16 protein-coding genes are annotated in these 25,546 nt (G+C 44.2%); 10 read left to right on the forward strand and 6 right to left on the reverse strand.

Translation table 11 applies throughout. From position 1 onward, the window contains the following. Positions 1–78: 78 nt before the first annotated feature. Entirely contained in the window at positions 79–2,448 is a 2,370-nt protein-coding gene (gene ppsA, locus BM607_RS07045; protein WP_071939361.1) for a phosphoenolpyruvate synthase, read from the reverse strand. A 124-nt stretch (positions 2,449–2,572) separates the two neighbouring features. On the opposite strand from ppsA, the gene BM607_RS07050 reads away from it, so the two are divergent. Both BM607_RS07050 and BM607_RS07055 read left to right on the forward strand, forming a co-directional pair. Then, complete coding sequence (locus tag BM607_RS07050; RefSeq protein WP_028759725.1) at positions 2,573–3,385, forward strand: pyruvate, water dikinase regulatory protein; 813 nt, start codon at positions 2,573–2,575, stop codon at positions 3,383–3,385. 182 nt (positions 3,386–3,567) lie between these two features. Next, a complete protein-coding gene (locus BM607_RS07055) occupies positions 3,568–4,632 on the forward strand; it encodes a 3-deoxy-7-phosphoheptulonate synthase (RefSeq protein ID WP_071939360.1) in 1,065 nt (354 codons plus the stop codon). 166 nt (positions 4,633–4,798) lie between these two features. Here BM607_RS07055 and BM607_RS07060 read toward each other — a convergent pair whose 3' ends face one another. Further along, complete coding sequence (locus tag BM607_RS07060) at positions 4,799–8,182, reverse strand: glycosyl hydrolase family 18 protein (protein ID WP_071939359.1); 3,384 nt, start codon at positions 8,180–8,182, stop codon at positions 4,799–4,801. A gap of 367 nt (positions 8,183–8,549) precedes the next feature. Between BM607_RS07060 and BM607_RS07065 the strand changes: the two genes are divergently transcribed. Both BM607_RS07065 and BM607_RS07070 read left to right on the forward strand, forming a co-directional pair. Further along, positions 8,550–9,014, forward strand: a complete 465-nt coding sequence (locus tag BM607_RS07065) for an acyl-CoA thioesterase (RefSeq protein WP_006081955.1) — start codon at positions 8,550–8,552, stop codon at positions 9,012–9,014. A gap of 219 nt (positions 9,015–9,233) precedes the next feature. Next, a complete protein-coding gene (locus BM607_RS07070; protein WP_071939358.1) occupies positions 9,234–9,896 on the forward strand; it encodes a response regulator transcription factor in 663 nt (220 codons plus the stop codon). 236 nt (positions 9,897–10,132) lie between these two features. Here BM607_RS07070 and cysB read toward each other — a convergent pair whose 3' ends face one another. Further along, positions 10,133–11,116 carry an HTH-type transcriptional regulator CysB gene (gene cysB / locus BM607_RS07075; protein ID WP_006081957.1) on the reverse strand — a complete coding sequence of 328 codons (984 nt, stop codon included), beginning with the start codon at positions 11,114–11,116 and terminating at the stop codon, positions 10,133–10,135. 228 nt (positions 11,117–11,344) lie between these two features. Here cysB and zomB point away from each other — a divergent pair, with 228 nt between their 5' ends. Next, positions 11,345–12,124, forward strand: a complete 780-nt coding sequence (gene zomB / locus BM607_RS07080) for a flagellar motor control protein ZomB (RefSeq protein WP_063884190.1) — start codon at positions 11,345–11,347, stop codon at positions 12,122–12,124. Between the two features lie 217 nt (positions 12,125–12,341). Here zomB and topA read toward each other — a convergent pair whose 3' ends face one another. Then, a complete protein-coding gene (topA, locus tag BM607_RS07085; protein WP_071939357.1) occupies positions 12,342–14,984 on the reverse strand; it encodes a type I DNA topoisomerase in 2,643 nt (880 codons plus the stop codon). A gap of 330 nt (positions 14,985–15,314) precedes the next feature. On the opposite strand from topA, the gene astB reads away from it, so the two are divergent. Beyond that, positions 15,315–16,649, forward strand: coding sequence for an N-succinylarginine dihydrolase (gene astB, locus BM607_RS07090; RefSeq protein WP_071939356.1), 1,335 nt, complete (start codon positions 15,315–15,317; stop codon positions 16,647–16,649). Between the two features lie 99 nt (positions 16,650–16,748). Here astB and BM607_RS07095 read toward each other — a convergent pair whose 3' ends face one another. Further along, the gene (locus BM607_RS07095; RefSeq protein ID WP_071939355.1) at positions 16,749–20,378 is read right to left on the reverse strand and encodes an invasin; all 3,630 of its coding nucleotides are present in this window, start codon (positions 20,376–20,378) and stop codon (positions 16,749–16,751) included. Positions 20,379–20,600: 222 nt separating this feature from the next. Between BM607_RS07095 and BM607_RS07100 the strand changes: the two genes are divergently transcribed. From BM607_RS07100 to BM607_RS07115, 4 genes are all read left to right on the forward strand, one after another. Further along, on the forward strand, positions 20,601–21,923 hold the full coding sequence (locus tag BM607_RS07100) for a dicarboxylate/amino acid:cation symporter (RefSeq protein WP_012089408.1): 1,323 nt from the start codon (positions 20,601–20,603) through the stop codon (positions 21,921–21,923). Between the two features lie 194 nt (positions 21,924–22,117). Beyond that, the gene (locus tag BM607_RS07105) at positions 22,118–22,477 is read left to right on the forward strand and encodes a hypothetical protein (protein WP_012587462.1); all 360 of its coding nucleotides are present in this window, start codon (positions 22,118–22,120) and stop codon (positions 22,475–22,477) included. 187 nt (positions 22,478–22,664) lie between these two features. Further along, entirely contained in the window at positions 22,665–23,339 is a 675-nt protein-coding gene (locus tag BM607_RS07110; RefSeq protein ID WP_006081964.1) for a response regulator, read from the forward strand. Next, on the forward strand, positions 23,330–24,679 hold the full coding sequence (locus tag BM607_RS07115) for a sensor histidine kinase (protein ID WP_071939354.1): 1,350 nt from the start codon (positions 23,330–23,332) through the stop codon (positions 24,677–24,679). The genes BM607_RS07110 and BM607_RS07115 overlap by 10 nt, the downstream gene beginning before the upstream one ends. 94 nt (positions 24,680–24,773) lie before the next feature. Here BM607_RS07115 and BM607_RS07120 read toward each other — a convergent pair whose 3' ends face one another. Further along, a complete protein-coding gene (locus tag BM607_RS07120; RefSeq protein ID WP_071939353.1) occupies positions 24,774–25,469 on the reverse strand; it encodes a 2OG-Fe(II) oxygenase in 696 nt (231 codons plus the stop codon). Between the last annotated feature and the right edge of the window lie 77 nt (positions 25,470–25,546).

Below are 25,546 nucleotides of genomic sequence, written 5' to 3' on the forward strand. Positions count from 1 at the left end.
CGTTATGGCGCCATTATAAACAAAAAAAAGCCGCTAAAAAGCGGCTTTTTTAACAAGTTTATAAAATTACAATCTAGATCAACCGTGAGCTTCGGCTAAATACAACCAAGTATCAATCACAGTGTCTGGATTTAACGATACAGTATCTATGCCCTGCTCGACCAACCAAGCCGCAAAATCGGCGTGATCTGAAGGACCTTGACCACAAATACCTATGTAAGCACCCTTAGTTTTAGCCGCTTTAATGGCTAAAGAAAGTAGCATTTTAACGGCTTCATCACGCTCATCAAATAAGTGGCTGATGATACCTGAGTCACGGTCAAGACCGAGTGTCAGCTGAGTTAAATCGTTTGAGCCGATAGAGAAACCATCGAAATGCTCAAGGAATTGATCCGCTAACAGAGCGTTTGAAGGCACTTCACACATCATGATGACCCGTAAACCGTCTTTACCGCGCTCTAAACCTTGCTCTTTCAGCAGGCCAATCACTTGTTCTGCTTCTTTCACTGTACGTACGAACGGGATCATGACTTCAACGTTTTTCAGACCCATGTCGTTACGAACACGTTTGATCGCTTCACACTCTAAGGCAAAACAGTCACGGAACGATTCAGAGATATAACGGCTTGCACCGCGGAAGCCCAACATTGGGTTCTCTTCTTCTGGTTCGTATCTGTCACCGCCAACCAAGTTTGCGTATTCATTAGACTTAAAGTCTGACATACGTACGATCACTTTCTTCGGATAGAAAGCAGAACCGATAGTCGCAATACCTTCAACCAGACGGGCAATGTAGAACTCAACCGGTGATTCATAACCTGCGATCATCTCGTTGATTTCAGTTTGCAGCGCGGCATCCTGTTGATTGAACTCAAGTAGCGCCTTTGGATGAATCCCAATCATACGGTTGATGATGAATTCTAAACGCGCTAGACCCACACCTTCATTTGGTAAACGGGCGAAATCAAATGCACGATCAGGGTTACCCACGTTCATCATGATTTTCATTGGCAGCGCAGGCAAAGAGTCAACACGGTTTGAAATCACTTCAAAGTCTTGTTTACCTTCGTAGATAAAACCAGTGTCACCTTCGGCGCAAGAAACGGTCACAATTTGGCCCGTTTTGATACGGTCAGTTACGTCACCACAACCTACCACCGCCGGCACACCTAATTCACGGGCGATAATCGCCGCGTGACAGGTACGACCGCCACGGTTAGTCACGATGGCGCTAGCGCGTTTCATGATAGGTTCCCAATCTGGATCTGTCATGTCAGTCACTAACACGTCACCAGGTTGGATTTGATCCATATCAGCGATAGAGGTTAATACTTTGGCTACGCCTGTTCCCACTTTATGACCGATAGCGCGACCTTCACAGATCACAGCGCCACGGCTCTTTAAGTGATAACGTTCGATCAATTGCACATCTTCACGGCTACGAACTGTTTCTGGACGCGCTTGAACGATATACAGTTTGCCGTCGTTACCGTCTTTTGCCCACTCGATGTCCATTGGACGACCGTAATGTTTTTCGATAACCATGGCTTGTTTAGCTAATTCTTCAACTTCGGCGTCATTGATTGAGAATTGGCGACGCTTGTCAGCACTCACGTCTTCAATTTTCACTTGTTTGCCGTGAGCAGCATCATCTGAATAAACCATCTGGATGAGCTTGCTACCGATATTACGGCGCACAACCGCCTTATGACCTAAGGCTAAAATAGGTTTGTGAACATAAAATTCATCAGGGTTAACTGCGCCTTGAACAACCATTTCACCCAGACCAAAAGATGACGTGATAAACACGACATCGTTATTGCCAGATTCAGTGTCCATAGTGAACATCACACCAGAAGCCGCTTTGTCTGAACGAACCATGCGTTGCACGCCAGCAGACAAGGCAACACCGTGGTGTTCGTAACCTTGATGCACACGGTAGGAAATAGCGCGATCGTTAAAGAGTGAAGCGTACACATGCTTGATCGCTGTCAGTACGGATTCAAATCCTTTTACGTTTAAGAAGGTTTCTTGCTGACCCGCAAAAGAGGCATCTGGCATATCTTCAGCTGTTGCAGAAGAACGTACCGCGAATGACGCTTCGCTAGTTTCAGCGGCAAGTTTATCGTAAGCTTCACGAATCGCTTGCTCTAATGCTGGTTGAAATGGAGTGTCGATAACCCACTGTCTGATCTGTGCACCTACTTTAGCCAGCGCATTGACATCATCTACATCCAGTGTGGCTAGAATGTCATAAATCTTCTGGTTAACTCCGCTTTGTTCAAGGAACTCGTTGAACGCATGGGAAGTTGTCGCAAATCCGCCAGGTACTTGAACACCGGCATTGGCCAGATTGCTGATCATCTCGCCTAGAGAAGCATTTTTACCGCCAACCAAGTTGACGTCACCCATGCCTAATTCTTGATACCAGAGTACGTATTGCTGCACAGTTCTATCTCCGCAAGTTTATTTCAGTGGCCCCTTCACACGAGGGCAGCGGCATTTTACACTCCTGTCGAACACGCGTAAATCTATAATTTTATTTGTAATTTTATTACTACAAGAGGTCAGTATGGCACCAAAAGTATTCTATATCTCCGACGGGACAGCGATCACAGCTGAAGTTTTTGGTCATGCGGTTCTCTCGCAATTTCCATTAGAATTTGAGTCACTTACGATTCCATTTGTCGAAACATTGACGAAAGCGGAGCAAGTTAAGCGACAAATTAATGATTGTTTTATTACAACAGGTGAGCGGCCGTTAGTATTCCATTCCATCGTAAAAGCCGAGATCCGCGACATCATCTACTCGAGTGAAGGGGTTGATTATGATTTTTTGAATACTTTTGTGGCCCCACTCGAACAACATTTAGGTGTTTCTGCCTCTCCAGTTGTACATAGAACCCATGGAAAAGCGAATCACGGCTATGAAGCGCGTATTGATGCCATTAATTTCGCCATGGACAACGATGATGGCCAGACCATGAAACATATGGATCAAGCCGATCTGGTTTTACTTGGGGTCTCTCGCTGTGGCAAAACGCCATCGAGCCTGTATTTATCAATGCAGTTCGGTATAAAAGCGGCAAACTACCCTTTCACCGAAGATGATATGGATAACCTTAAGTTACCTGAAGCGCTGAAACGCAATAAGAAAAAACTATTTGGTTTAACGATTGATCCCGTGCGTTTACATGAAATCCGTCAGAGTCGAATGGAGAATAGCCGCTATTCATCGCTCAAACAGTGCCGCTTAGAAGTCAAAGAAGTGGAAATGCTGTTTAAACGCGAACGCATTCCTTACATAGACACCACTAATCATTCCGTGGAAGAAATTGCCACTAAAATATTAGATGTCACGGGCCTAGAACGGCATATGTTCTAAGCCTAATAAGCCAAAATCAGCAAAAGAAACCGAGTGAATTTAGTCTAAAAGAAACTAACTTAAATCAAATTCATTGCACAGTTGCCGACAATTAACGCAATTGGCACTGTGCAACTCGGTTCGATTCGTTATAATCCGAGGCAATCTGGCGAAAAGCGCCGCACGCAAGCTCGGTATTTTGAATGACCATAAAAACAGACGAACTACGCACTTCCTTATTAGCAAAAGTCATCTCACCTGCGCAACTGGCATCTGAGTTCCCATTAACTCAAGATGCAGCCGATTATCTGGTTCAGCAACGTCGTGAAGTCGAAGCCATCATTATGGGTGAAGACCAACGTCTATTGGTGATCATAGGCCCATGCTCAATCCACGATACTAAAGCGGCATTAGATTATGCTCAACGCTTAGCCGCGTTACACCAAGAATTGAAAGATGACTTGTGTATCTTAATGCGCGTCTATTTTGAAAAACCCCGCACAATTGTCGGTTGGAAAGGATTAATTTCAGATCCCGATCTCGATGGCAGTTTCGAACCAAACAAAGGTTTACGCATTGCCCGCGAGTTGCTGCAACAAATCACTGAATTAAAATTGCCTATCGCCACCGAATTTTTAGATATGGTGAACGGTCAGTACATAGCGGATCTCATCACTTGGGGCGCTATTGGTGCGCGCACCACGGAAAGCCAAGTCCACCGTGAAATGGCTTCAGCACTGTCTTGCCCGGTTGGCTTTAAAAATGGTACAGATGGGAACATCAATATTGCCGTTGATGCAGTGCGTGCCGCACAAGTGCCACATGTTTTCTATTCACCAGATAAAGATGGCGCTATGGCGGTCTATCGCACCCACGGCAACCCGTTTGGCCATATCATCCTACGTGGTGGTAAAAAACCTAATTATCACGCACAAGATATCGAAGAAGCGCGTCAACAGCTTGCCTCTGTTGGGGTCACTCAACGTATGGTGGTTGATTTCAGCCACGGTAATAGTGAAAAGAACCACCTTAAGCAGCTTAACGTGGCCGATGAAATCATGGCGCAAATGCGGGCAGGCAGCACTGCCATCGCAGGTATTATGGCTGAAAGCTTCTTACAAGAAGGTAATCAAAAAGTCGTTGAAGGCCAGCCACTCTGTTATGGCCAAAGTATCACAGACGCCTGCTTACATTGGGACGACTCTGAAATTCTGCTACGTAAGCTCGCAGCGGCTTCCCGCGAGCGAAAAGCATTGTTAGCAAAATAAGCCTAACGCTTGAAAAATATGTCCGAAGCGATATACATTTTCCAATAAAAAAACCGATCTTTGATCGGTTTTTTATTAACAGCAGTTTAATACCCATTGTATTTATAGCCGACAGCAACACACTACGACTGACGGCTTTGCACACTTTTATAGTGCATAAACAATGTTATAGATTACACACAAACGCCCAATCTGCAGAAGCTCCTGGAGCCGCGTTGGTCCACCACTTAGCTTGGTACACAGCGCTACTGTTTTTCATCCGATCGCCCGTTGCTGCATGACTTGGATTTCCCTGATAGTCCTTTTGCGGGAAATTTGGATAAGCAGGAATACCCGCAGTATCGACACTCGCCGCTTCACAACTATCCACCACTGGTACTTGGCATTCAGGTAAACTTGGATTAGCAGCACAATCCACAGGTGGAACAACGGAACTCGCCGCACCAAATCCATATCGAGTGCCATTAAAACTTACAGTAAAGTTTGATGGCATAGAGACAGGCAAATAGTACTTAATCGTGCCGTCAAACGTTGCCCCAGGCGCGAGACTTTTCCAGGTTGGCAAGATAAAGCGAACATGGTGGAAATCATTCTCCAACCCGCCCACGTTATTTCCTGCCACATTGGAACCATCCGTTACCACAGTTAACCCCATACCCGATTGATCGGCAATTTCGGCTGAGGTTGAAGTTGAAATATCAAATTCAAACTCAGCACCGCCGGGTATAGTCACTTGGCTATTATTGGTGATGGTTAAGGTTGGCGTAATCGGATAGTTACTGTCGCCCACTTTATAGCCAGATAAGCTTGCCGTTAAGGCCAATGTTTGTGATGGCATTACCTGATTGCTGGTGCGATTGCCATACGGGGTTGCTTGCGCAAATCCGTTGTACGCAATGCTGGTCATAGTATCACCGACAAAGAACTCACCCTGACCATTGTTACGCTCTGGATACCAGCCAAAGTCACCTGCTAACTCCCAGAACATGACGCCACCAATGCCGTTATCGACCACATATTGCACTTTACGCGCCATAGCTTGCTCATCTTCAGTAGACAGATACACCTTTTTTGTCGGGTTCCATAACCATGAAGATTCCGCCACAGCGTCATAATGGCGCTCATAGGTGCCCGTCAGTCGATCGGCAACATTCGTTTGCGGATCTAATCCATAAAGGCTTAAATAACTGCCGCTGATACCGAGTTCCAAGTTTTTAGCATGCCACATAGGGTTAGAGCCTGCGAACATCTCATCGCCACGAACATCACTATCGTGCCAGAGGTTATCAATTCCTTGAGCACCGTAACCACAGTTTGACGCCCCATCACCCGTACCCACAGGGCAAGCCGTTTGATCCGGATATGCCGCTAAGCCCCATAGGCCGTTAGTGCCACCACTAACATTTTGCCAACCACGCGTATAGTAAGGAATACCGATATTGATCCGCCCTGCTGGCATAGAACCGCGGAAATAATGGTATGCCCAATCGGTATTGAGATAACCAATGCCGCCATATTGCGCCGTACTATAAACATCCCAATGCGCAAGTTCTGCATCTGTACCAGTGTCAAACAGCGCCGCATTGTGACCGACAAAATCATTCCACGCGCCGTGCAAGTCATAGCTCATAATATTGACGTAATCGAGATAACGAGTCATCTGATACGCCTCCATCCCACGTAACAAATAGCCCGATGCTGGCGCAGCAACGGTTAACATATAGTGCTTACCATCTTGCTTGCTGGCTGCATCGAGTTTTTCACGCAGGGTTTTCATCAGCAGTTCGTACTGTTTAAACAAGGTCGCACGCTTTGGCTCTGACATCGCAAAATCATCAGGATTACCGGATTTAGCCATTGATGTCGCGTACTCATAGTCGATATCCGCCCCATCAAAGCTGTAAGTGCGTAAGAACGCCACCACAGAATCGGCAAAGGTTTCAATACTTTGCGTCGTCTGAGTCATCTCATAGAAACCACCACTGGCAACACGATTACCGTTATCATCAAAATAACCGCCCGTTTCTGCCCAACCACCAATCGAGATTAAAGTCTTAACGTTTGGATGGCGTTTTTTATACTTATTGAGCAAGTTAAAATGGCCTTTGTAATCAAACTCGGGATCCATCTCAGCGCCTGTAACGCCCGGCCACTCTAATCCTGTTGCCGCGTTCGTCGCACTATTGGGGTCGCCAATAGAGACCTTGTTATTCGAATCAATATGCGCAAATGCATAATTGATGTGGGTAATTTTATCCCAAGGAATATCACTTGCGAGATAACTCGGCTGGCCATTTTTACCCGTGCGCCACGAAGTAAAGTAACCGATAACGCGGCGGGCGTGATCGCTACCCATTTTTTCGCGGCCCTGTTCATCGTACACATCGCAATAGACTGAATCACCCACTAAGCCTTCAGGACGGCAAGCCTCGTTATCAGTTGGTGCTTGACCTACTCGGCCGATAACAGCGGTTGATAATGTTGTCAGGCCAAGATTATCAATGGCCTCAGCGGTGAAACGAATGTCACCATTTTCAATGGCTGTCCATTGTGCACTGTATGGCGCGGTTGCATCTTCAGCAACGAGCAGACCGTTAGCATAAAAGCGCACGCTGGCCACATCGCCATCACTGTCAGTCGCAGTTGCTGCGAGTGATAACACCGTGCCTAAATCTGTTTGAAAGTTGGACTGCGGCGCGGTTAATGTCACGCTCGGCGCTTGATTAGCTGCGGCAACATTGAGTTTGATGATTGCCGACAAGCCGCTGGCATTGTGACTATCGTAGGCACGGGTTTGTAATTGATGCACACCGACTCCTGCAGCCTGCCACGTTGCCGAATAGGGTGCACTGTTATCAGTCGCAATCAATTGAGTATCAAGATAAAACTCAACTCTAGTAATGCTATCACCCGTATCAGGATCGCTCGCATTCGCGCTAATGGTTACTGAGTCGCCGATAGTGACAACGCTGTCATTTAGAGGTGACAAAATTTCTATCGCAGGCGGTAAGTTTTCACTCGTAGGATTGATAACGGTTAGCACAACACTTTTCTCGGTCGTCGCACCTTTGTCATCGGTCGCTACCGCTTTAAGCTGAACAATGCCGATCGCATTAGTCGTCCAAGGGCTCGTTACCGCCTGACCATTGGCAAACCAATTTACGCTCGAAACGGTACCGTCAACATCAGATGCATCGGCCTGCAGCACGACAACATCCCTTAAATTCACACTCACATTGTTTTGCGGCTGCAAGATAACCAGTGTAGGGGCTTGGTTTTGCGCTCTATCACACACGCCTTTGTTTTCCCATACGCCCCACTGCCCTGTTTGGCTCGGGTTTTCATTCTGGGTCCACCACTTATTTTGATAGAGATAATTATCGTAGGTTACAGGCGTGACGGTTGCATAGATTTGGCTACTGTTCCAAGCTGCTATGTCTTGGCAACTCACTGCTGCAGCCGTTTGAGAATAACTGAAACCCGCCATAGCTGTGGCCATTAACCACGCGAATCGCTGTTGCTTCATTACCCAAGGTATATTACAGATCATGTTGAAATCCTCTTTTATTATAGTATGTTACCGAAATAGTCCTTTACACGAGCACATACAACGTCAGATGACAACAAAGGGGTTACTGCGGAATATTCAAGGTAGCTCAATGTAAGTAATTTGTTAACCTTTAAAGTGTTATATTAAATAACTAGATATGACAAAATTTAAAAATCACATTACTTTTAATGACTTATGCTTAAACAAAGAGTTTAAAATATTATCTGCTATGCATAGCCGCCTAAAAGGTTAGTAATAAACCGACAATAAAATCTGCTAGAGGCTCAAAGTGAAGTGGTTTTCTATCTTTAAGAATTAAAAATCTCTATAATTCTGCCTTATTTGCTGCATTACCTTAGGTTGCTGTATGTCGCTTACGCCCATTTCTCCAAACACCGAAAATACCTCACGAACCGAAACCCCTGAAGCACAATTTCCTGAAGCGATTCAAACGCGAATCGACTCCTCTGAAGCGCGGGTAATCAAAGCGGTATTTCCATCCATCACCAACCATCACAATACCTTATTTGGTGGCGAAGCTTTAGCGTGGATGGATGAAACGGCCTTTATTGCTGCAACTCGTTTTTGTCGTAAAACCTTAGTAACTGTGAGTTCCGACAGAATCGATTTTAAAAAACCGATCCCCGCAGGCACATTAGCCGAACTGATCGCGCGAGTGATCCATGTTGGTAACACTTCATTGAAAGTTGAAGTGAACATCTATGTCGAAGACATGTATCAAGATCACCGAGAGCATGCCATACGCGGGGTGTTCACCTTTGTTGCGGTTGACGAACAACGAAATCCCACTCAAGTGTGGACATACGAGTAGTTTGTAGACGATGTAAAGATACAGAACGGCCCGTTATCTCGGGCTTTTCATTACTATCGTGCGATTCAAATATATTTTGTAAAACACCGACCAAAGTCTAACAACCAGAAACATATCAAAATTTTGTCCTTATTCATGAATAAAGCAATAGGAACCTTGATTACTTTTCTGTTACATTAAGTTCAATCTTCACGCGCACCGAACATAATCATAAAAGCCATGAAGCTAGAAAACTTAAATATTATTATCGCAGACGATCACCCATTGTTCAGAAATGCACTACGTCAAGCACTGACCACAGCGTTTGAGCATGCACAATGGTTTGAAGCCGACAGTGCTGACGCACTGCAATCTGTGTTGGATGTCCGTAGCGTCGATTACGATCTTGTACTGCTAGATTTGCAGATGCCCGGTTCCCACGGCTACTCCACACTGATTCACCTACGCTCACATTATCCCGATTTACCCGTGGTAGTGATTTCTGCACACGAGGATATCAATACCATTAGCCGTGCGATTCATTATGGTAGTAGTGGTTTCATCCCTAAATCGGCTTCGATGGAAACCCTCAAAGAGGCACTGAGTGCGGTGTTATTCGGTGACATTTGGCTGCCTAAAGGCACTGAGATTATTTCTATAGATGACGATGCCGTTGATAAAATGGCCAGCAAATTATCCGATCTCACGCCGCAACAATATAAAGTGTTGCAGATGTTTGCCGAAGGTTTGTTAAATAAGCAAATTGCCTACGATCTTGGCGTCTCTGAAGCGACCATCAAAGCACACGCAACTGCCATTTTTAGAAAACTGGGCGTTCGTAACCGAACACAAGCCGTTATAGCTCTTGCTCAGCTTGAGATGGAGAAAGTCGATTTATCTTAATAGCATACATCTTAGGATGTGTAATGAGCTCAATGCATGTTTATGCTTTTTTAAATGTAACACGGCTAGTGTCTACATGGCCTAAATTTAAGCACCTAGCACCCAGATTTAAGGACTTAGATGTAAGCACTAAGGTCTAATACCTTGATTTATTAATGAAGTTTCAGCTAAACATTATTCCATAAAAAATGCCGCTTATATTAGCGGCATTTTTTATGTCAGTAAATCATCGCCAATTAACGCATTGGCAGATTTTTATCGGCAAACATTTCATCGATAAGCTGTTGATCCCTTAAGGCGACAGCTTTCTCCACCACGTCACGGGTTAAATGCGGCGCAAAGTGCTGAATAAAATCATACATATAACTGCGTAAGAAGCTGCCCTTCCTGAAGCCAATTTTAGTCGTACTGTGGGCAAACAAATGGCCAGCATCAATCGCAACTAAATCTTTATCGACATTAGGGTCAATCGCCATAGAGGCAATAACGCCCACACCTAATCCTAAACGGACATAGGTTTTCAACACATCGGCACTGGTCGCACTAAAAACAACACGCGGCTCTAAATTGGCGCGATTGAACGCTTTCTCAATTTCAGAAGCACGGTCAAAACCAAAGACATAAGTCACTAAGGGGAAGCGCGCTAAATCTTCGATACTAATCAAATTATTTGGGCTACGGGTCGCAAGGGGATGATCTTTAGGAACGACGATGGAGCGATTCCAATGATAACAAGGCAACATAATCAAGTCGGAATACAAATGCATTGCTTCGGTCGCGATGGCGAAATCCGCATCACCGCGAGCCGCCTGTTCGCTGATCTGTGACGGCGTCCCCTGATGCATGTGTAAGTTCACTTTAGGGTAGCGATCAATAAACTGGCGAATGATCGTCGGCAATGCATAGCGCGCCTGAGTGTCTGTTGTGGAAATATTTAACTCGCCTTGATCGGGCTTAGTATATTCCTCAGAAACTTTTTTAATGCTCTCAACTTTACCCAAGATATCATTAGCAATGCTGATCACTTGCAAACCCGCAGGTGTGACATGGGTTAAGTGCTTACCGCTACGACCAAATATTTGGATCCCCAACTCATCTTCAAGCATGCGAACTTGTTTACTGATCCCAGGTTGAGAGGTATACAAGTTTTCAGCTGTCGCCGATACATTGAGGTTATGTTTTACGACCTCAGCAATATACCTGAGTTGTTGCAGTTTCATCTTATTTCCTTGTCTCAAACACGCAAAATGCCATTAACAACTGAGCCCTCAAAGCACTCTCAGCTATAATCAATCGTTATAGTATATAGTAAAACTTAAAGCAAATAGGAATATAGAGCACAAGTCTGCAGATTCATACGACAGAAATGATAACCTAGGCTAAGATAACTATGCTAGTTTATTGATTTATTGTAGCATTAGCTCAATTGGATAAATAATGGAACATCTATGTCATTCACCTTGGTTCTGATCCTCATCGGTGCGCTTTTACTGCTTGTTATCGGAATTAACGTATTACAACAACAAAAAGAACGCGCAGAGGCTGAGCGGCGCATTGAATTTGCCCGTCAAAGAGCAATTATCGATGAAACCGAAGCTGTGTTATCAAACACAGGGATGATGCCTTGTAGCACGAATATTGTGTTGGTTTTGTATCGTCGCGTGCAAGATGCCTTGCAGGCTGCGACAGCTATTAGTACTAGCCAACAACAATCCGATTACCAGCGCCGCCTAGCCGATATCAACAATCAAATAACAACCTTACAGTCTAGTCAACCTCAATCACCACCGATTGAGAATTTCAGATTACCCGATAACGACAAACAAATTTTAGCGCTAGTGCAAACCTTGAAAAAGCTCAAGGCGATACTCAGAGCCGAACATAATAAAGGGAAAGTCGACCCGAGCATTTTTGCTCAGGAAGAAAGTCGTATTGACAGTTTACAGCTCAGGATCAATGTTGACTCCATGCTTTCCCGAGCCAGAGCGGCCAGTTTTATGAAGCAATATGGTTCATCAAAACAAATGGTGACTAAAGCACTATCGACATTGCACGCTATTAAGGCACAAACGCCTAATGACCCTTTCATTGGTCGTAAAGTGGATGAGGCTAAACAATTGCTTGATGAGATTATGGGCGCGCAAAAACAATCTGAACCCAGTGCACCAAGACCTAAAAATGAAGAAGATGATATCGACATGCTGTTTCAACCGAAAAAGAAATGGTGATCAGTTGCTGTTTGCTTGTTGAATTAGCGGCACGTCTTCCACTCGTTCTTCAGCGTTATTGGCGTGGTGAGTGAGTGCGAGTAAAGCGAGCAACATTTTTGGCTCATTATTTACCGCAATAAATCAGTCTCTAAAGAAAATCGAAACAAAAAAGCCAAGTCATAATTGACTTGGCTTTTTTGTTATTATCTTGGCGTTAAGCTAACTCAATCCGCCTCTATGCGCTTTTCTTGGCTTTCTTGGTAGTCTCACTCACCCACTTGCCATTAACGTAATGCGCTGACCAACCAGTGGCTTTGCCGTCGACTTCAGTCGCAACGTATTGCTCTTTCGTCTTACGGCTAAACTTCACCGCAGCCTTATTGCCTTCGTCATCAGTGACGGGTGCATCGGCTAAATACTGATACTTAGGCCACAGCAGCTCGCGGTATTGAACCAGCTCTTCAACCAGAGGGGCACGGGTTTCCCGTGATTTAGGGAAGGTACTGGCCGCTAAGAAGATCCCTGCTGCACCATCACGTAATACGAAATGGGCATCCGATTTGCTGCATTTCAGATCAGGCAAATAGATAGGATCTTCTTTTGGTGGCGCAGCCTCACCGTTCTTCAGTAATTTACGCGTATTTTTACATTCGCTATTGGTACAACCAAAATACTTACCAAAACGGCCGTTTTTCAGTTCCATGTCGTGGCCACAGCGATCACACTCAATCAGCGGACCTTCATAGCCTTTGATCTTGAATTGGCCTTCTTCGACTTCATAGCCTTCACAAATCGGGTTGTTGCCACAGACGTGCAGCTTGCGTTTCTCATCAATTAGGTAACTGTCCATTGCTGTGCCGCAAATACCACAGCGGTGCTTCGCACGCAGTGCATCTGTCTCAGCATCTTCACTGTTTTCGCTAATTGCCTCAACGCCAGGCGTAAGGTTCATCGTTGTCTTACAGCGCTCTTTGGGAGGTAATTCGTAACCAGAGCAACCAAGGAAAACACCGGTTGTTCCCGTGCGGATCCCCATAGGGCGACCACAGGTTGGGCACTTGATATCCGTCATCACCATTTGGTTGAGACGCATGCCACCTTCTTCGGGATCGAGCTCCGCTTTTTCTAATTGCTTAGTAAAGTCGGCATAGAAGCCATCGAGCACTTTTTTCCAATCTAATTCGCCGCGAGCCACATCATCTAATGTTTGCTCCATGCTGGCGGTAAAGTCATAGCTCATTAAATCAGCAAAACTGCCGACTAATCGCTCGCTGACAATTTCGCCCATTTTTTCGGCATAAAAACGACGATTCTCAACTTTTACATAACCCCGATCTTGAATCGTTGAAATAATAGTTGCGTAGGTCGATGGGCGGCCAATACCGCGTTTTTCTAATTCTTTAACTAAAGAGGCTTCGCTGTATCGAGCTGGCGGCTTAGTAAAGTGTTGCTTAGGTTGCAACTCTTTTAACGCTAATACATCGCCTTGTGCCACAAATGGCAACGTATTGTCTTCTTCGTTTTTCTTCTTGAGTGCTGTTTGTACGCGAGTCCAACCATCGAAACGTAAAGTACGTCCAGTAGCCTTCAGCTCATAGTCACCCGCTTTTACGGTCAACTTAGTAGCATCATATTGGGCTGGCGTCATCTGACATGACACAAACTGTCGCCAAATCAGCTCATACAAGCGCTGAGCATCACGCTCCATGTCCGATAAGGTCGCCGCTTGGACATGAACGTTCGATGGACGAATCGCTTCGTGAGCCTCTTGTGCGCCTTCCTTAGAACCGTAGCGAATGGGTTCAGCGGGTAGATATTTATCACCAAACTCTTTGGCAATCATATCACGCAAGTTTTCAACGGCTTCTTGACTCAAATTGGTCGAGTCGGTACGCATATAAGTGATATGACCAGCTTCATAAAGTCGCTGAGCCATCATCATGGTCTTCTTGACACCGAAACCTAAGCGCGTACTCGCCGCCTGTTGCAATGTCGATGTAATAAAGGGCGCAGAAGGTTTGCTTTGGGTCGCTTTGTCTTCGCGGGCCAGCACGGTAAAACTCGCCGCCGATAACGCTTGAACCGCCGCCATCGCTTGCTGTTCATTGATGGGATTAAAGGCCGCATCTAAATGCTTAACCACTTCCATCCGCAAGGCTTCTTGGGCTGGCGTACTCAGCTCTGCATGTACATCCCAGAACTCTTCCGGTACAAAGGCTTTAATTTCGCTTTCACGTTCAACCACTAAGCGAACGGCAACCGACTGCACTCGTCCAGCGGATAAACCGCGAGCGACTTTTTTCCACAGCAGTGGCGACACCATAAAACCGACAACTCTGTCTAAGAAGCGACGAGCTTGCTGGGCATTAACCATGTTAGTGTCGAGTGTCGACGGCTTGCTAAAAGCGTCTTGAATCGCAGACTTAGTAATTTCGTTGAAAACTACACGTTGATACCGTGAAGGATCACCGCCAATCACCTCTTGCAAATGCCAGGCGATAGCTTCTCCCTCACGGTCTAAGTCGGTTGCGAGATAGATTTGGTCGGCAGAATCGGCAAGTACCTGTAACTCTTTAACAACCTTTTCTTTGCCAGGCAAAATTTGATACTTAGCCGCCCAGCCCTTTTCAGGGTTTACGCCCATGCGAGACACCAGCGCTTGCTGATCTTTCACCTTTTTATATTGAGCTTTTTCTTCTGGCGACATTTTCTTAACTTCGGCAGCGGATTTAACCTTTTCATTGCCTTCTGAAGTCGATGATGTCGGCAGATCACGGATGTGACCTACGCTCGATTTAACGATGAATTCTTTGCCAAGATATTTATTAATAGTCTTAGCTTTGGCCGGTGATTCGACAATAACTAGCGATTTACCCATAGTTTAATTTGCGCCAAAAAATCTCAAGAAGGTGGAAATTGGCACCATATATAGAGGGTTGTACTGATAGTTTCAAGTTAATCCCTCTTTTATATGTACCAGCGAGTCACTTTTTAATCAAAGTTGAAAAAATGTAAAAATATAATATGCGTAATTAAAAACTAATATTTCATTATTTGCCAGCAAGCAAGAAATAGTTATGCATTTATCGTGAAAAAGTCGCTTTGAGCACAAAACCGTCCGCTTGTGCACTCGAAAAGCTTCAGTATACTGGGTTCCCTCAGGGACCATATGAACAAATAATAACTTTCCCTATCACAAGGATAAGCAATGAAGCACTTTGAAGCGAATTTTGATGGACTCGTTGGACCAACACACAATTACGCAGGGTTGTCTTTTGGCAATGTCGCCTCACTCAGCAATGCCGCCTTAGTTTCTAACCCCAAAGCTGCTGCGAAACAAGGACTCCAAAAAGCCAAAGCACTTGCCGATATGGGCATGGTTCAAGGTATGTTAGCCCCTCAAGAGCGCCCAGACCTCTATACATTGCGCCGAATTGGATTTTCCGGCTCTGACGCCAATGTATTAAAACAGGCTGCGAAAGAAGCGCCTATGCTGCTTAATGCCTGCTGCAGTGCGTCCAGTATGTGGACTGCCAATGCCGCAACTGTCTCACCAAGTGCAGATACGCGTGACGGCAAACTGCATTTCACCCCGGCAAATTTAGTCGATAAACTGCATCGCAGCATCGAGCCCCTCACAACGGGGCGCATATTAACAGCAACTTTCAGTGATCCCCACTATTTTCATCACCATAGTCACTTACCTGAGCATAATAGCTTCGGTGATGAAGGTGCGGCGAACCACACTAGGCTATGCAACGAGTACGGCCATGCCGGTGTAGAATTGTTCGTTTATGGACAAGAAGCCACCAATCCCAATGCACCTAAACCGCAAAAGTATCCAGCAAGACAAACCTTAGAGGCATCGATGGCAGTGGCACGCTTACATCAGCTGGAAGAGGATAATTGCGTCTTCATCCAGCAGAATCCTGATGTCATTGATCAAGGTGTATTCCATAACGATGTTATCGCAGTCGGTAACCAGAATGTACTGTTCTATCATGAACAAGCCTTCTTAAATACCCAACATAAAATTGATGAAATTAAACGTAAGCTTGATACAGAACTATATTTCATTGAAGTGCCCACCGCTAAAGTGGCGATTAATGACGCAGTCAAAAGCTACTTATTCAATACCCAGATTATCACGCTTCCCTCTGGTGAAATGGTCATTGTTGCCCCAACCGATTGCCAAGAAAATCCCGCAGTATTTACCTATTTGAATGAACTACTGACACTAAACACCCCCATTAAGCAAGTGCTTTACTTCGACGTAAAACAAAGCATGCAAAATGGCGGCGGTCCCGCATGCCTTCGTTTGCGTGTTGCGATGAATGAGATGGAAGTCGCGGCCGTAAATCAATACACCTTAATGAATGATGCCTTATTTGCGCGTCTAAACCTTTGGGTAGACAAACATTACCGTGACAGATTAACCACCCAAGATCTTGCTGACCCTCAGCTAATCATCGAATCACGTACAGCATTAGATGAGCTCACGCAAATCATGAAACTAGGCAGCGTTTATCAGTTCCAGCGTTAGAACATGCTAGCACTTTATATTTCACACTAACCCGACATTACAAAGTAAAACGCCCGAATGCTAATCGGGCGTTTACGCTGAACTAACTAGAGTAAATCATCAACCAGCATCTATCACGTTGACAGACACCGCTAATGGTTCACCCAAAGGGGTTTTAACCGTAATCGTTAGCTGTCCAATTGTTTTCTTATTTGGAGAGGTTTCTAAACCAATAGTAAAAGGATATAGCAATGGTTTATTAGAGGTATTATTTCCTATTGTATAAGTTGAGGTCACTGAACTTAATACACCATTATCTGCAGTTCCAGTTATCGTAGTTCCATACGGAAGCGTATTATTGTTTAAATCTGAAAGGAATAAATAAACGGTTTGTGGTGCATCGACTGTTAAATCAATCGGTTGCACTGGGGTAATATTTCCAGTTACGGCATCTATATTCACTAGTCTCATGAATGGAGTACTGCCAGACATGACTAATGGAAGATTTCTAAATACATTCAACTGAGCTTTAAAATTATCACTCCCAGTATCAGTACAGTTTGCCTCAGAACCTTGCGCACAAAGTAAACCAGTATACTTACCATCTGCACTATCAAAAGAACCGCTTACATTGTAATCAATAAATTCTTCTTTAACCGCTCCTGCAGGTAATGGTGAACCTCGATATTTACCATCTTCGTTATGATCTGTGAACGCTTCAGATAAATCACTAAAATCTTCATCTTTATCAAATAACCCATTTCCATTTAAATCAACAAAACTCTCTTCACCTATCGCGTAAGCCGTAATTGTCGTTCTACCTGGACGTGGTTCTGCAATAACGGAATTAGTACCGTCAAGATAGCGAGCATAACTATTACCCGTACATGGCGGAGTAATAATTCCATTAAATCCACCATTAGGGCAAATCACCGTCGTCCCTTTGAAAGGACGAGAATCTTGACTTCGCCAAGTCACAGAACAACCACCATTAGGAATTAATACACCTGCACCATTATCTTTGGAGCCAGTAACACATGAACTATCAATACCACCGCCTTCAGTTCTAAAACTGATTCGAGTACCAGAAGGTACAAGGTTGTTAAAATGATCCGCAGCTAACACATTGATTGTTGACTGTTCATTATCATGATCCCATCCTTCAGGATTAAGAATGGTGGCAGATAAAGAGAAACTATCATTATCAGCAAGTCCTGTAGATACAACTAACTCATCTGAAATATTAGAAATAGTTGCATCATGACCGTTGCCAGTACTACCAGACCATAAAGCAAATACTTTTACAGGTGTAGGAATATCACCAGCTTTTACCGTAACAGAAACTTGGCCAAATGCATCAGTGTAAGCCACTGCATATTTATTAGGTAAACTCAGGTCTGAAGGGTACTCAGCATCTCCAGGCTGAGGCATATTGCTACATGCCAAATAATCCTCAGCAAGAGGTGATGGTGATAACGTCATACCTCCTACTTCGGTACTCAATTCAAAACAAACTCTTTGCTGGCTAGCAGGTTGGCCAATTTCATTTAATAACTTGAACTGAACAACAGATGTCTCACTACGTGCACCTACCCCTGCAATTCCACCAGTGCCACTCAGAGCCAACTGATTAGGTGTTGCAGAAACAAACTCAATAGCTCCAACTTTTACTGTATCAACTGTAATTTGAGTTGTCTTAGACACTGAGCCGCCACCAGTAACAGCTGAAACAGATATTGTATCTAATCCACTACATCCTGTTGAACGATAAGTCGAATAACCTTTACCAGCGTTAGTAACTATAGGGGAATCAATGACAGCTTTACCAGCAGCAACACATTCTGATGAAAATTCTAGAGTGAAAGGTTGACCTGTCGATAATGAACCATCAGGATTGAAAACCGTGACTTCAACAATAGTAGAACCACCTGCTGGTAAAGAGTTATTGCCTACACTTGTTTTTATATCGAGGCTAATATTTACTCTACCAATTTCAAACGCTTTAGTTGAGGTAGCATCTTTCACTTTTAAAGAGACTTCGCCAGCCCCAACGTTACCATTTGCGTACAAGTCAAGAATCGCTTTACCGTCAACATTCGTGATGGCTGTCCCCGAATTAGGGCTAATAGCTCCTAAGGTTGTCGCGGCAGTAACAAGCACTTGTTGTAGAGCTTGCGTACTGCCAGAACGCGTAACTTTAGCACCAATAATACCAGGTTTATCGTTTGTAATATTGTCGGTTATCTTACAAACTTCAAAGTTCTTTAGTGTCTTATCCCATGCAGCTACACCATTACAATCATATATATCAAAACTGATTTCAGGGCTTGCTTCTATAGGGTCTATATCATCACCAGCGGTTACAAAACCGACAATAGCCTTCGCAGTACCATAACTTGCAGTGACTTCACCAGCACCTTCAATACTACCTGCGGTTAAAGTAATAGAAGCTCGGCCAATTGAATCTGTTAAAGCGGTTCCTTTCGTTGGAAGGAAGTTTCCTAAGGAACTACTAAAACTCACCACTTTACCAACCAATGGAGTGGCATCTTTATCAACTAAAGTAACCGTTACTTTGCTCGGTTGTGCTGCACTGACATTAGTGGTTGGCAAACCCGTCTGGCTATTTGTCAATTGAATTGATAAAGAATTAGCCTCGCCATTTCCACCAGGTGCATCGCCAGCAACTTCAAAGTTGAAGCTATCCGTTATTGTTTCATTATCAAGGGAGAAGCTAGCAGTAACAGACCCTGCACCAGCATTTGTTCCAGTAATTAAAGTCACAGAAGCATGACCATTTAAGTCCGTTAATGCCGTTCCCGAAGAAGGATTTAATGTACCTTGTCCCGTCAAATTGAATACGACTGTTTGATAGCTAGTCGGAGCACCGTCTTTCAATAAAGTTGCAATTACAGTTCCAGGAACAACATGACTAATATTTCTTAATTCTTGGCCCTGTGAATCAAAAATTGTTAGCGCAATGCTATACGCATCAATTGGCTTAACAACAACTTCATCTCCTGATGTCTCAAATCCAAGTGACTCAATATTTTCATCAACTTTAGCAATAATATTACCAGCCCCAGCAACTGAACCAGCAGTAATTGCTATTTTAGCAAGTCCTTGAGCATTGGTAAGTGCAGTGCCTGATTGCGGTGAAAATTTACCTAAGTTTGAAGTGAAAGTGATAACCTTACCGACTAATGGTTCATCTGAACCATTAGTATAAATAGCACTAACAGTACCAGGTACTGCAGAACTGATTTTTGTTACAGTTTGTCCTTGGGCATTTTGTAGTGATAGTTTAAGTTTATTCCCCGTTCCAGGCTGAACAACACCATCTCCTTTTGAATAAAAGCCCTTGGTTATGGAAGCACCACTCGCAACACTCGCAGTTACATTTCCAGCACCCGCTAAAGTTGCAGTATCAAGCTTAACCGTTGCAACGCCAGATGAGTTCGTTAATTGCGTCCCCGTTGAGGGAGTAAAAGAGCCTAAAGCGTCATTATCTAATTTAAATGAAACTACAACACCTGCTAGAGGTCCAGTCTTGGAATCCACAACCGTTGCTTTAACTTCCGCAGGTGTAGCGACAGAAACACTATCGCTATTAGAAATACTAAGAGTGACAGTGACGACACCAGGCGTCGGCGTTGTACCACCATCATCGGAGATGCTGCCTCCTCCACCACATGCAATTAAAAAAAATGAACACAATCCTGCGAGAAAAACCTTATACGCTGACTTCATTGTCAGGCTCCCTGTTACTCTGATGATGATACTTAAGCTAGACGCTTATTACTTATAGGCTAACATTACACAATTTTCACGCATTTTACCCACTAGAACCTTATTTTATTTCACAAATAACATAAATACTTTAACGCTATTTGTCATTTCATCTTCGCCGTTTTCTTGCTAGTCTTGTGAGCGCCAAAAAATAGAATGTATAAAAAACACACAGGACTCCCCATGGCAATTTCGATAAAAAATAAACTCGGCCTTACAAGTAAAATTCTGATCGGTATGGGAACAGGTATTGCCTTAGGTCTCTTACTCCGCAATGCCTTTCCAGAAAGCGATATCGTAAAAGACTATATTACCGAAGGTTTCTTACATGTTATCGGCACCATTTTCATCTCCAGCTTAAAAATGTTAGTGGTTCCTTTAGTCTTTATTTCATTAGTCTGTGGAACTTGCTCACTGAGTGAGCCTTCAAAATTGGGCCGTTTAGGGGGCAAAACCCTCGCTTTCTATTTATTCACCACCGCTATTGCTCTCGTGGTTGCGATTGTCAGTGCAGTCCTTATACATCCTGGGAACGCTTCGCTGGCTACAGAGAAAATGGAGTACATCGCCAAAGAAGCGCCAAGTCTTTCAAGCGTGATTATCAATATAGTCCCCACCAATCCGATGCAAGCATTGAGTGAAGGCAATATGCTGCAAATCATTATTTTTGCGGTGATTTTTGGCTTTGCTATTGCCCATATTGGTGAGCGAGGTAAACGCGTTGCGGCTTTGTTTGAAGATTTAAATGAAGTCATCATGCGCGTCGTGACACTGATCATGCAGCTGGCACCTTATGGGGTGTTTGCGCTGATGGCAAAACTTGCATTAACGCTCGGTTTAGAAACCTTTGGTAGCGTAGTTAAATATTTCTTCGTGGTTCTCGGTGTATTACTGGTCCATGCGTTTATTGTTTACCCTACACTTCTAAAACTTTTCTCTGGCCTCAATCCGTTAATATTTATCCGTAAAATGCGTGATGTGCAGCTGTTTGCCTTTTCAACAGCAAGTTCAAATGCCACTTTGCCGATTACCATAGAAGCCTCTGAGCATAGATTAGGTGTCGATAATAAGATTGCCGCCTTTACGCTCCCCTTAGGTGCAACCATTAACATGGATGGCACCGCAATCATGCAAGGTGTGGCAACTGTATTTATCGCTCAGGTTTTTGGCATTGAACTCTCGCTCACTGATTATGCCGCCGTTGTTGTGACAGCGACATTGGCATCAATTGGTACCGCAGGCGTACCGGGTGTCGGACTTATCATGCTGGCCATGGTATTGAATCAAGTTGGTTTACCGGTTGAAGGTATTGCACTGATTATCGGTGTTGATCGCCTACTCGACATGGTACGTACTGCAGTAAACGTCACCGGTGATTGTGTGGCGACCGTGGTCATTGCGAAATCTGAAGGTGAATTTAACGAGCAAGTGTTTAACGACACTCAAGCGGGTAAGGTTGCTAGAAATTTTGATGAGCAAGTTCATCATTCAAATAGCTCTAACTAGCCTTAGTTAAATACCAATCACGCCCAGCCTCTGTGTTGGGCGTTTTTGTTTACGCTTTTTGTTTACACTTTTGTCTGTACTTAGCCCAATTAATTTTTCTACAATTAGCAAAATGTGAACATGCCAATAGTATGGCAGTTTGTTTTTAGCTACATTGTGTTTACTATTTTAATACGTTAAATGGAGCTAAATAAATGTGGTGGAGAAGTCTTTGGATCCTGATAGCTTGCTGGCTATTGTGTGCCCACTTTGTACGTTATGAACAAATTAGCTTTGCCATCCCCTTTGCAATTGCGCCCTTAGTTTTATTCTTTAACTCGGTTTACTTACTGCGTTTATTACAAACTTTATTATTTATGAGTGTCTTTACCGTCTGGGGCGTCACGACGATTGAAGCGATACAAATGCGTTTAGCGCAAGAAGCGCCTTGGTTGAGATTGTCTTTTATTATGATGGCTGTGATGTTATTTACCTTAGGTGCAATTATCTGTGGTAACGGTATTTTGCGGATCAGAAAACAAAAGTCTCCTTGGGGAAATTCACCGATACGCTAGCACTCCATCGGCAAAACTTTCATATTCAACAATAAATGAGTACTTATTTTGACCACAAGTTCTGCTCGGTCAGCAAAGGTTAAGTTCAACTAAGATATGCTGATACTCTATTTGGTTATCAGTGTGATTTTGCGTAGACTGCTTTGCTAACTAAGGCTTAGCTCATCCACTTTAAGGCATGTATATTATGAGAATTTTGGTTGTTGAAGACGATCCTATTTTATCCCACCACTTAAAAGTGCAATTAAGCGATCTCGGCAATCAAGTTCAAGTGGCGCTCACTGCCAAAGAAGGTTTCTATCAAGCCACGAATTATCCCATCGATGTGGCTATTGTCGATTTAGGTTTACCCGATCAAGATGGCATTAGCTTAATTGAACAACTCAGAGAAGCGGGTCTTAAAGCGCCGATATTAATCCTCACCGCCCGAGTTAATTGGCAGGATAAAGTCGAAGGCCTTAATGCTGGTGCCGATGACTATTTAGTCAAGCCCTTTCAAAAAGAAGAACTCGTCGCGAGACTCGATGCCTTAGTACGCCGCAGTGCAGGTTTTGTTAAACCTGTGATTTGCAGTGGAGAATTAAAACTCGATCTCGCCGCTAAACAAGTCACCCTGAGCGATGAAATCATGGAAGTCACCGCCTTTGAATATTTGATCCTCGAATATTTAATGCGTCATTGCCATGAGGTGGTTGCCAAACAACGTTTGCTCGATGTGATTTATGGCGATAAAGAAGGCGATCCGAATACGATTGAAGTCATGGTCAGCCGCCTGCGCAAAAAACTGACCCGCGATGGGATAGACAATCCTATCGTCACCATTCGCGGCCAAGGATATAAATTTAACCTGCCATGCAACTAAGATTAAAATTTAAGAAACGTCTGCTGACGCGGATGTTTCTCACCTCGCTATCGATTATTGCCTTAGTGGGTTTTGGTCTCGCATGGATGGTTAATATTCTGCATGCGCAAAATAGCTATAACGAAGAAACCGCACAACTCATTGCCGAAATTCCCCAAGTCGCCGCCGAATTGCGGGAGCACGATCTCATCCCCGATACCAGTGCGTGGCTGGAGGAAAATAATAAGCAAGAACGTTATGTGATTGCGAGTTGCGATGAAAAATTCAAACAAGTTTGGACTTCATCCCTCGCAGTAGACCGCGGCTTATTTGATACTTGCGAGCGTTTTAACGAAATTCGCAACGATTCTCCGCCCTATTATCTTACTATGGCCGATGACAGAGGTTACTTCGTCTATTTGCTCGCGGTGGAAATTGCTAGCGTACATTACAATTTACTCGTCCTCAAAGATGCCGCCAAACTCGAGCAGGAATACAGTAAGTTCAGTAAACGCACTTATATTCGACTCGCCATGGTATTAGCCTTAGCGTTAATTCTATTGGTCAGCGCCGCCTATTGGGGAATGCGACCCTTAGTACGGATGCAGAATGAACTGCAATCGATTAACCAAGGTAAGAGTAAATCACTTTCTGAGGGCTATCCTGTTGAACTCGAAGGGGTAACCCAAGCACTCAACCAAATGCTGCAACAATCGAGCGCCCAACAACAACGCTATCAAAATGCCATGAATGACTTAGCCCACAGTCTTAAGACCCGCTTAGCCGCTGTGCATGCCATCACAGATGACGCCAGTTTGAGTAAACAATCGGCGAGCGAAAAGATCATGGAACAAGTCAGCCAGATGGATCAGCTGGTCAAATATCAATTAAAACGCGCCATGTTAGGCCGCCAAGGCCTGAAGCAAGAACAGACTGTGATTGCGCCCTTAGTCGATCAATTAGCGCAAATGCTATTTAAGATTTACCGCGATAAGCAAGTGCAGTTCTCAGCGAGCATTTCCCCTTCCTTAATGTTTCCCGGCAACAAGGGCGACTTGATGGAACTGTGTGGCAACCTGATGGAAAACGCTTTCCGCTTATGTATCAGCCAAGTGCATGTATCAGCTAAGATTGGTTCACAAGGTGAGTTTGAACTTATTGTCGAGGATGATGGCCCAGGTGTCGAAGAAAACCTAAGACAAAAGATTATCCAACGCGGCGTGCGGGCCGATACCCAGTCACCAGGACAAGGTATCGGATTAGCCGTATGTGATGAAATCGTTCACAGCTACGGTGGTAGTTTAAAAATTGAGGAAAGCCGCTTAGAAGGTGCACTCTTTAGGATCAGTATCCCTGTTTAAGGACCGGGATAACTCACAACAAAGGCTAAATACAAAATAACCAAATACAAATAGTTAAAACAAGGATGTGTAACTATATGGATACTCATACTTATCAGGCAATCACAGCGTATAACTGCTCTGCTCGATTGAACATGATCCAAGAGGTGGCAATGTATTTGTCACCACTTACAGGTTTATTACCCCTATGCGTATGAGTGAATCCCGCTGGTGCTATCACCATAGTGCCTTTTTTCGGGGAAATTTTACGCTGCTGATAATAAAATTCGGTTTCACCGCCCGCTTCCACATCATTTAAATAAAACATATAAAGCACGACGCGATGCAAGGCTTCATTGTGACCATTCTGCGGGAATTGCTCCGAATGCCAGTGGGGATAACCGCCTTTATTCTGCTGATACTTTTGAACATTAATACTGCCACTGCGATACAAATACTTGACTAAGCCATCAGCTCTAGATGCACCCAGCGCCGCAAAATTAGCAGGGGTTAGCGTTACAGGTTGTCCTTGTTCATCACTCACAGACACAGCGACCGCGCCCATTAACGCCATTGAATACTTTGTGAAATAATCTACCGCGCCCTTTAAGGTATAACCTAAGAGTTCGTTTCTGAGGGGCTGCAAGTCGGCGAAACTATCTAAGGTCAAATCGCGGCTGATCTTCTTCTCCAGATCAACGCCATTGCCCGTTTGTCCATCGACAACGCCAGCATGTTGCTCAAATGCCAGAATGAGACGGTCGCACAAGTCATTCGGCAACGCATTAGGGTATACTTCAATAAAGTCCATACTTCCTCAATGGATTGGCTACTTTCTAGGCTTACTATGCTGACATGTTAGTTAAGTAATTGTAAAGCAGCATCATT

This window comes from Shewanella sp. SACH (assembly GCF_001887095.2).
GTDB lineage: Bacteria > Pseudomonadota > Gammaproteobacteria > Enterobacterales > Shewanellaceae > Shewanella > Shewanella baltica.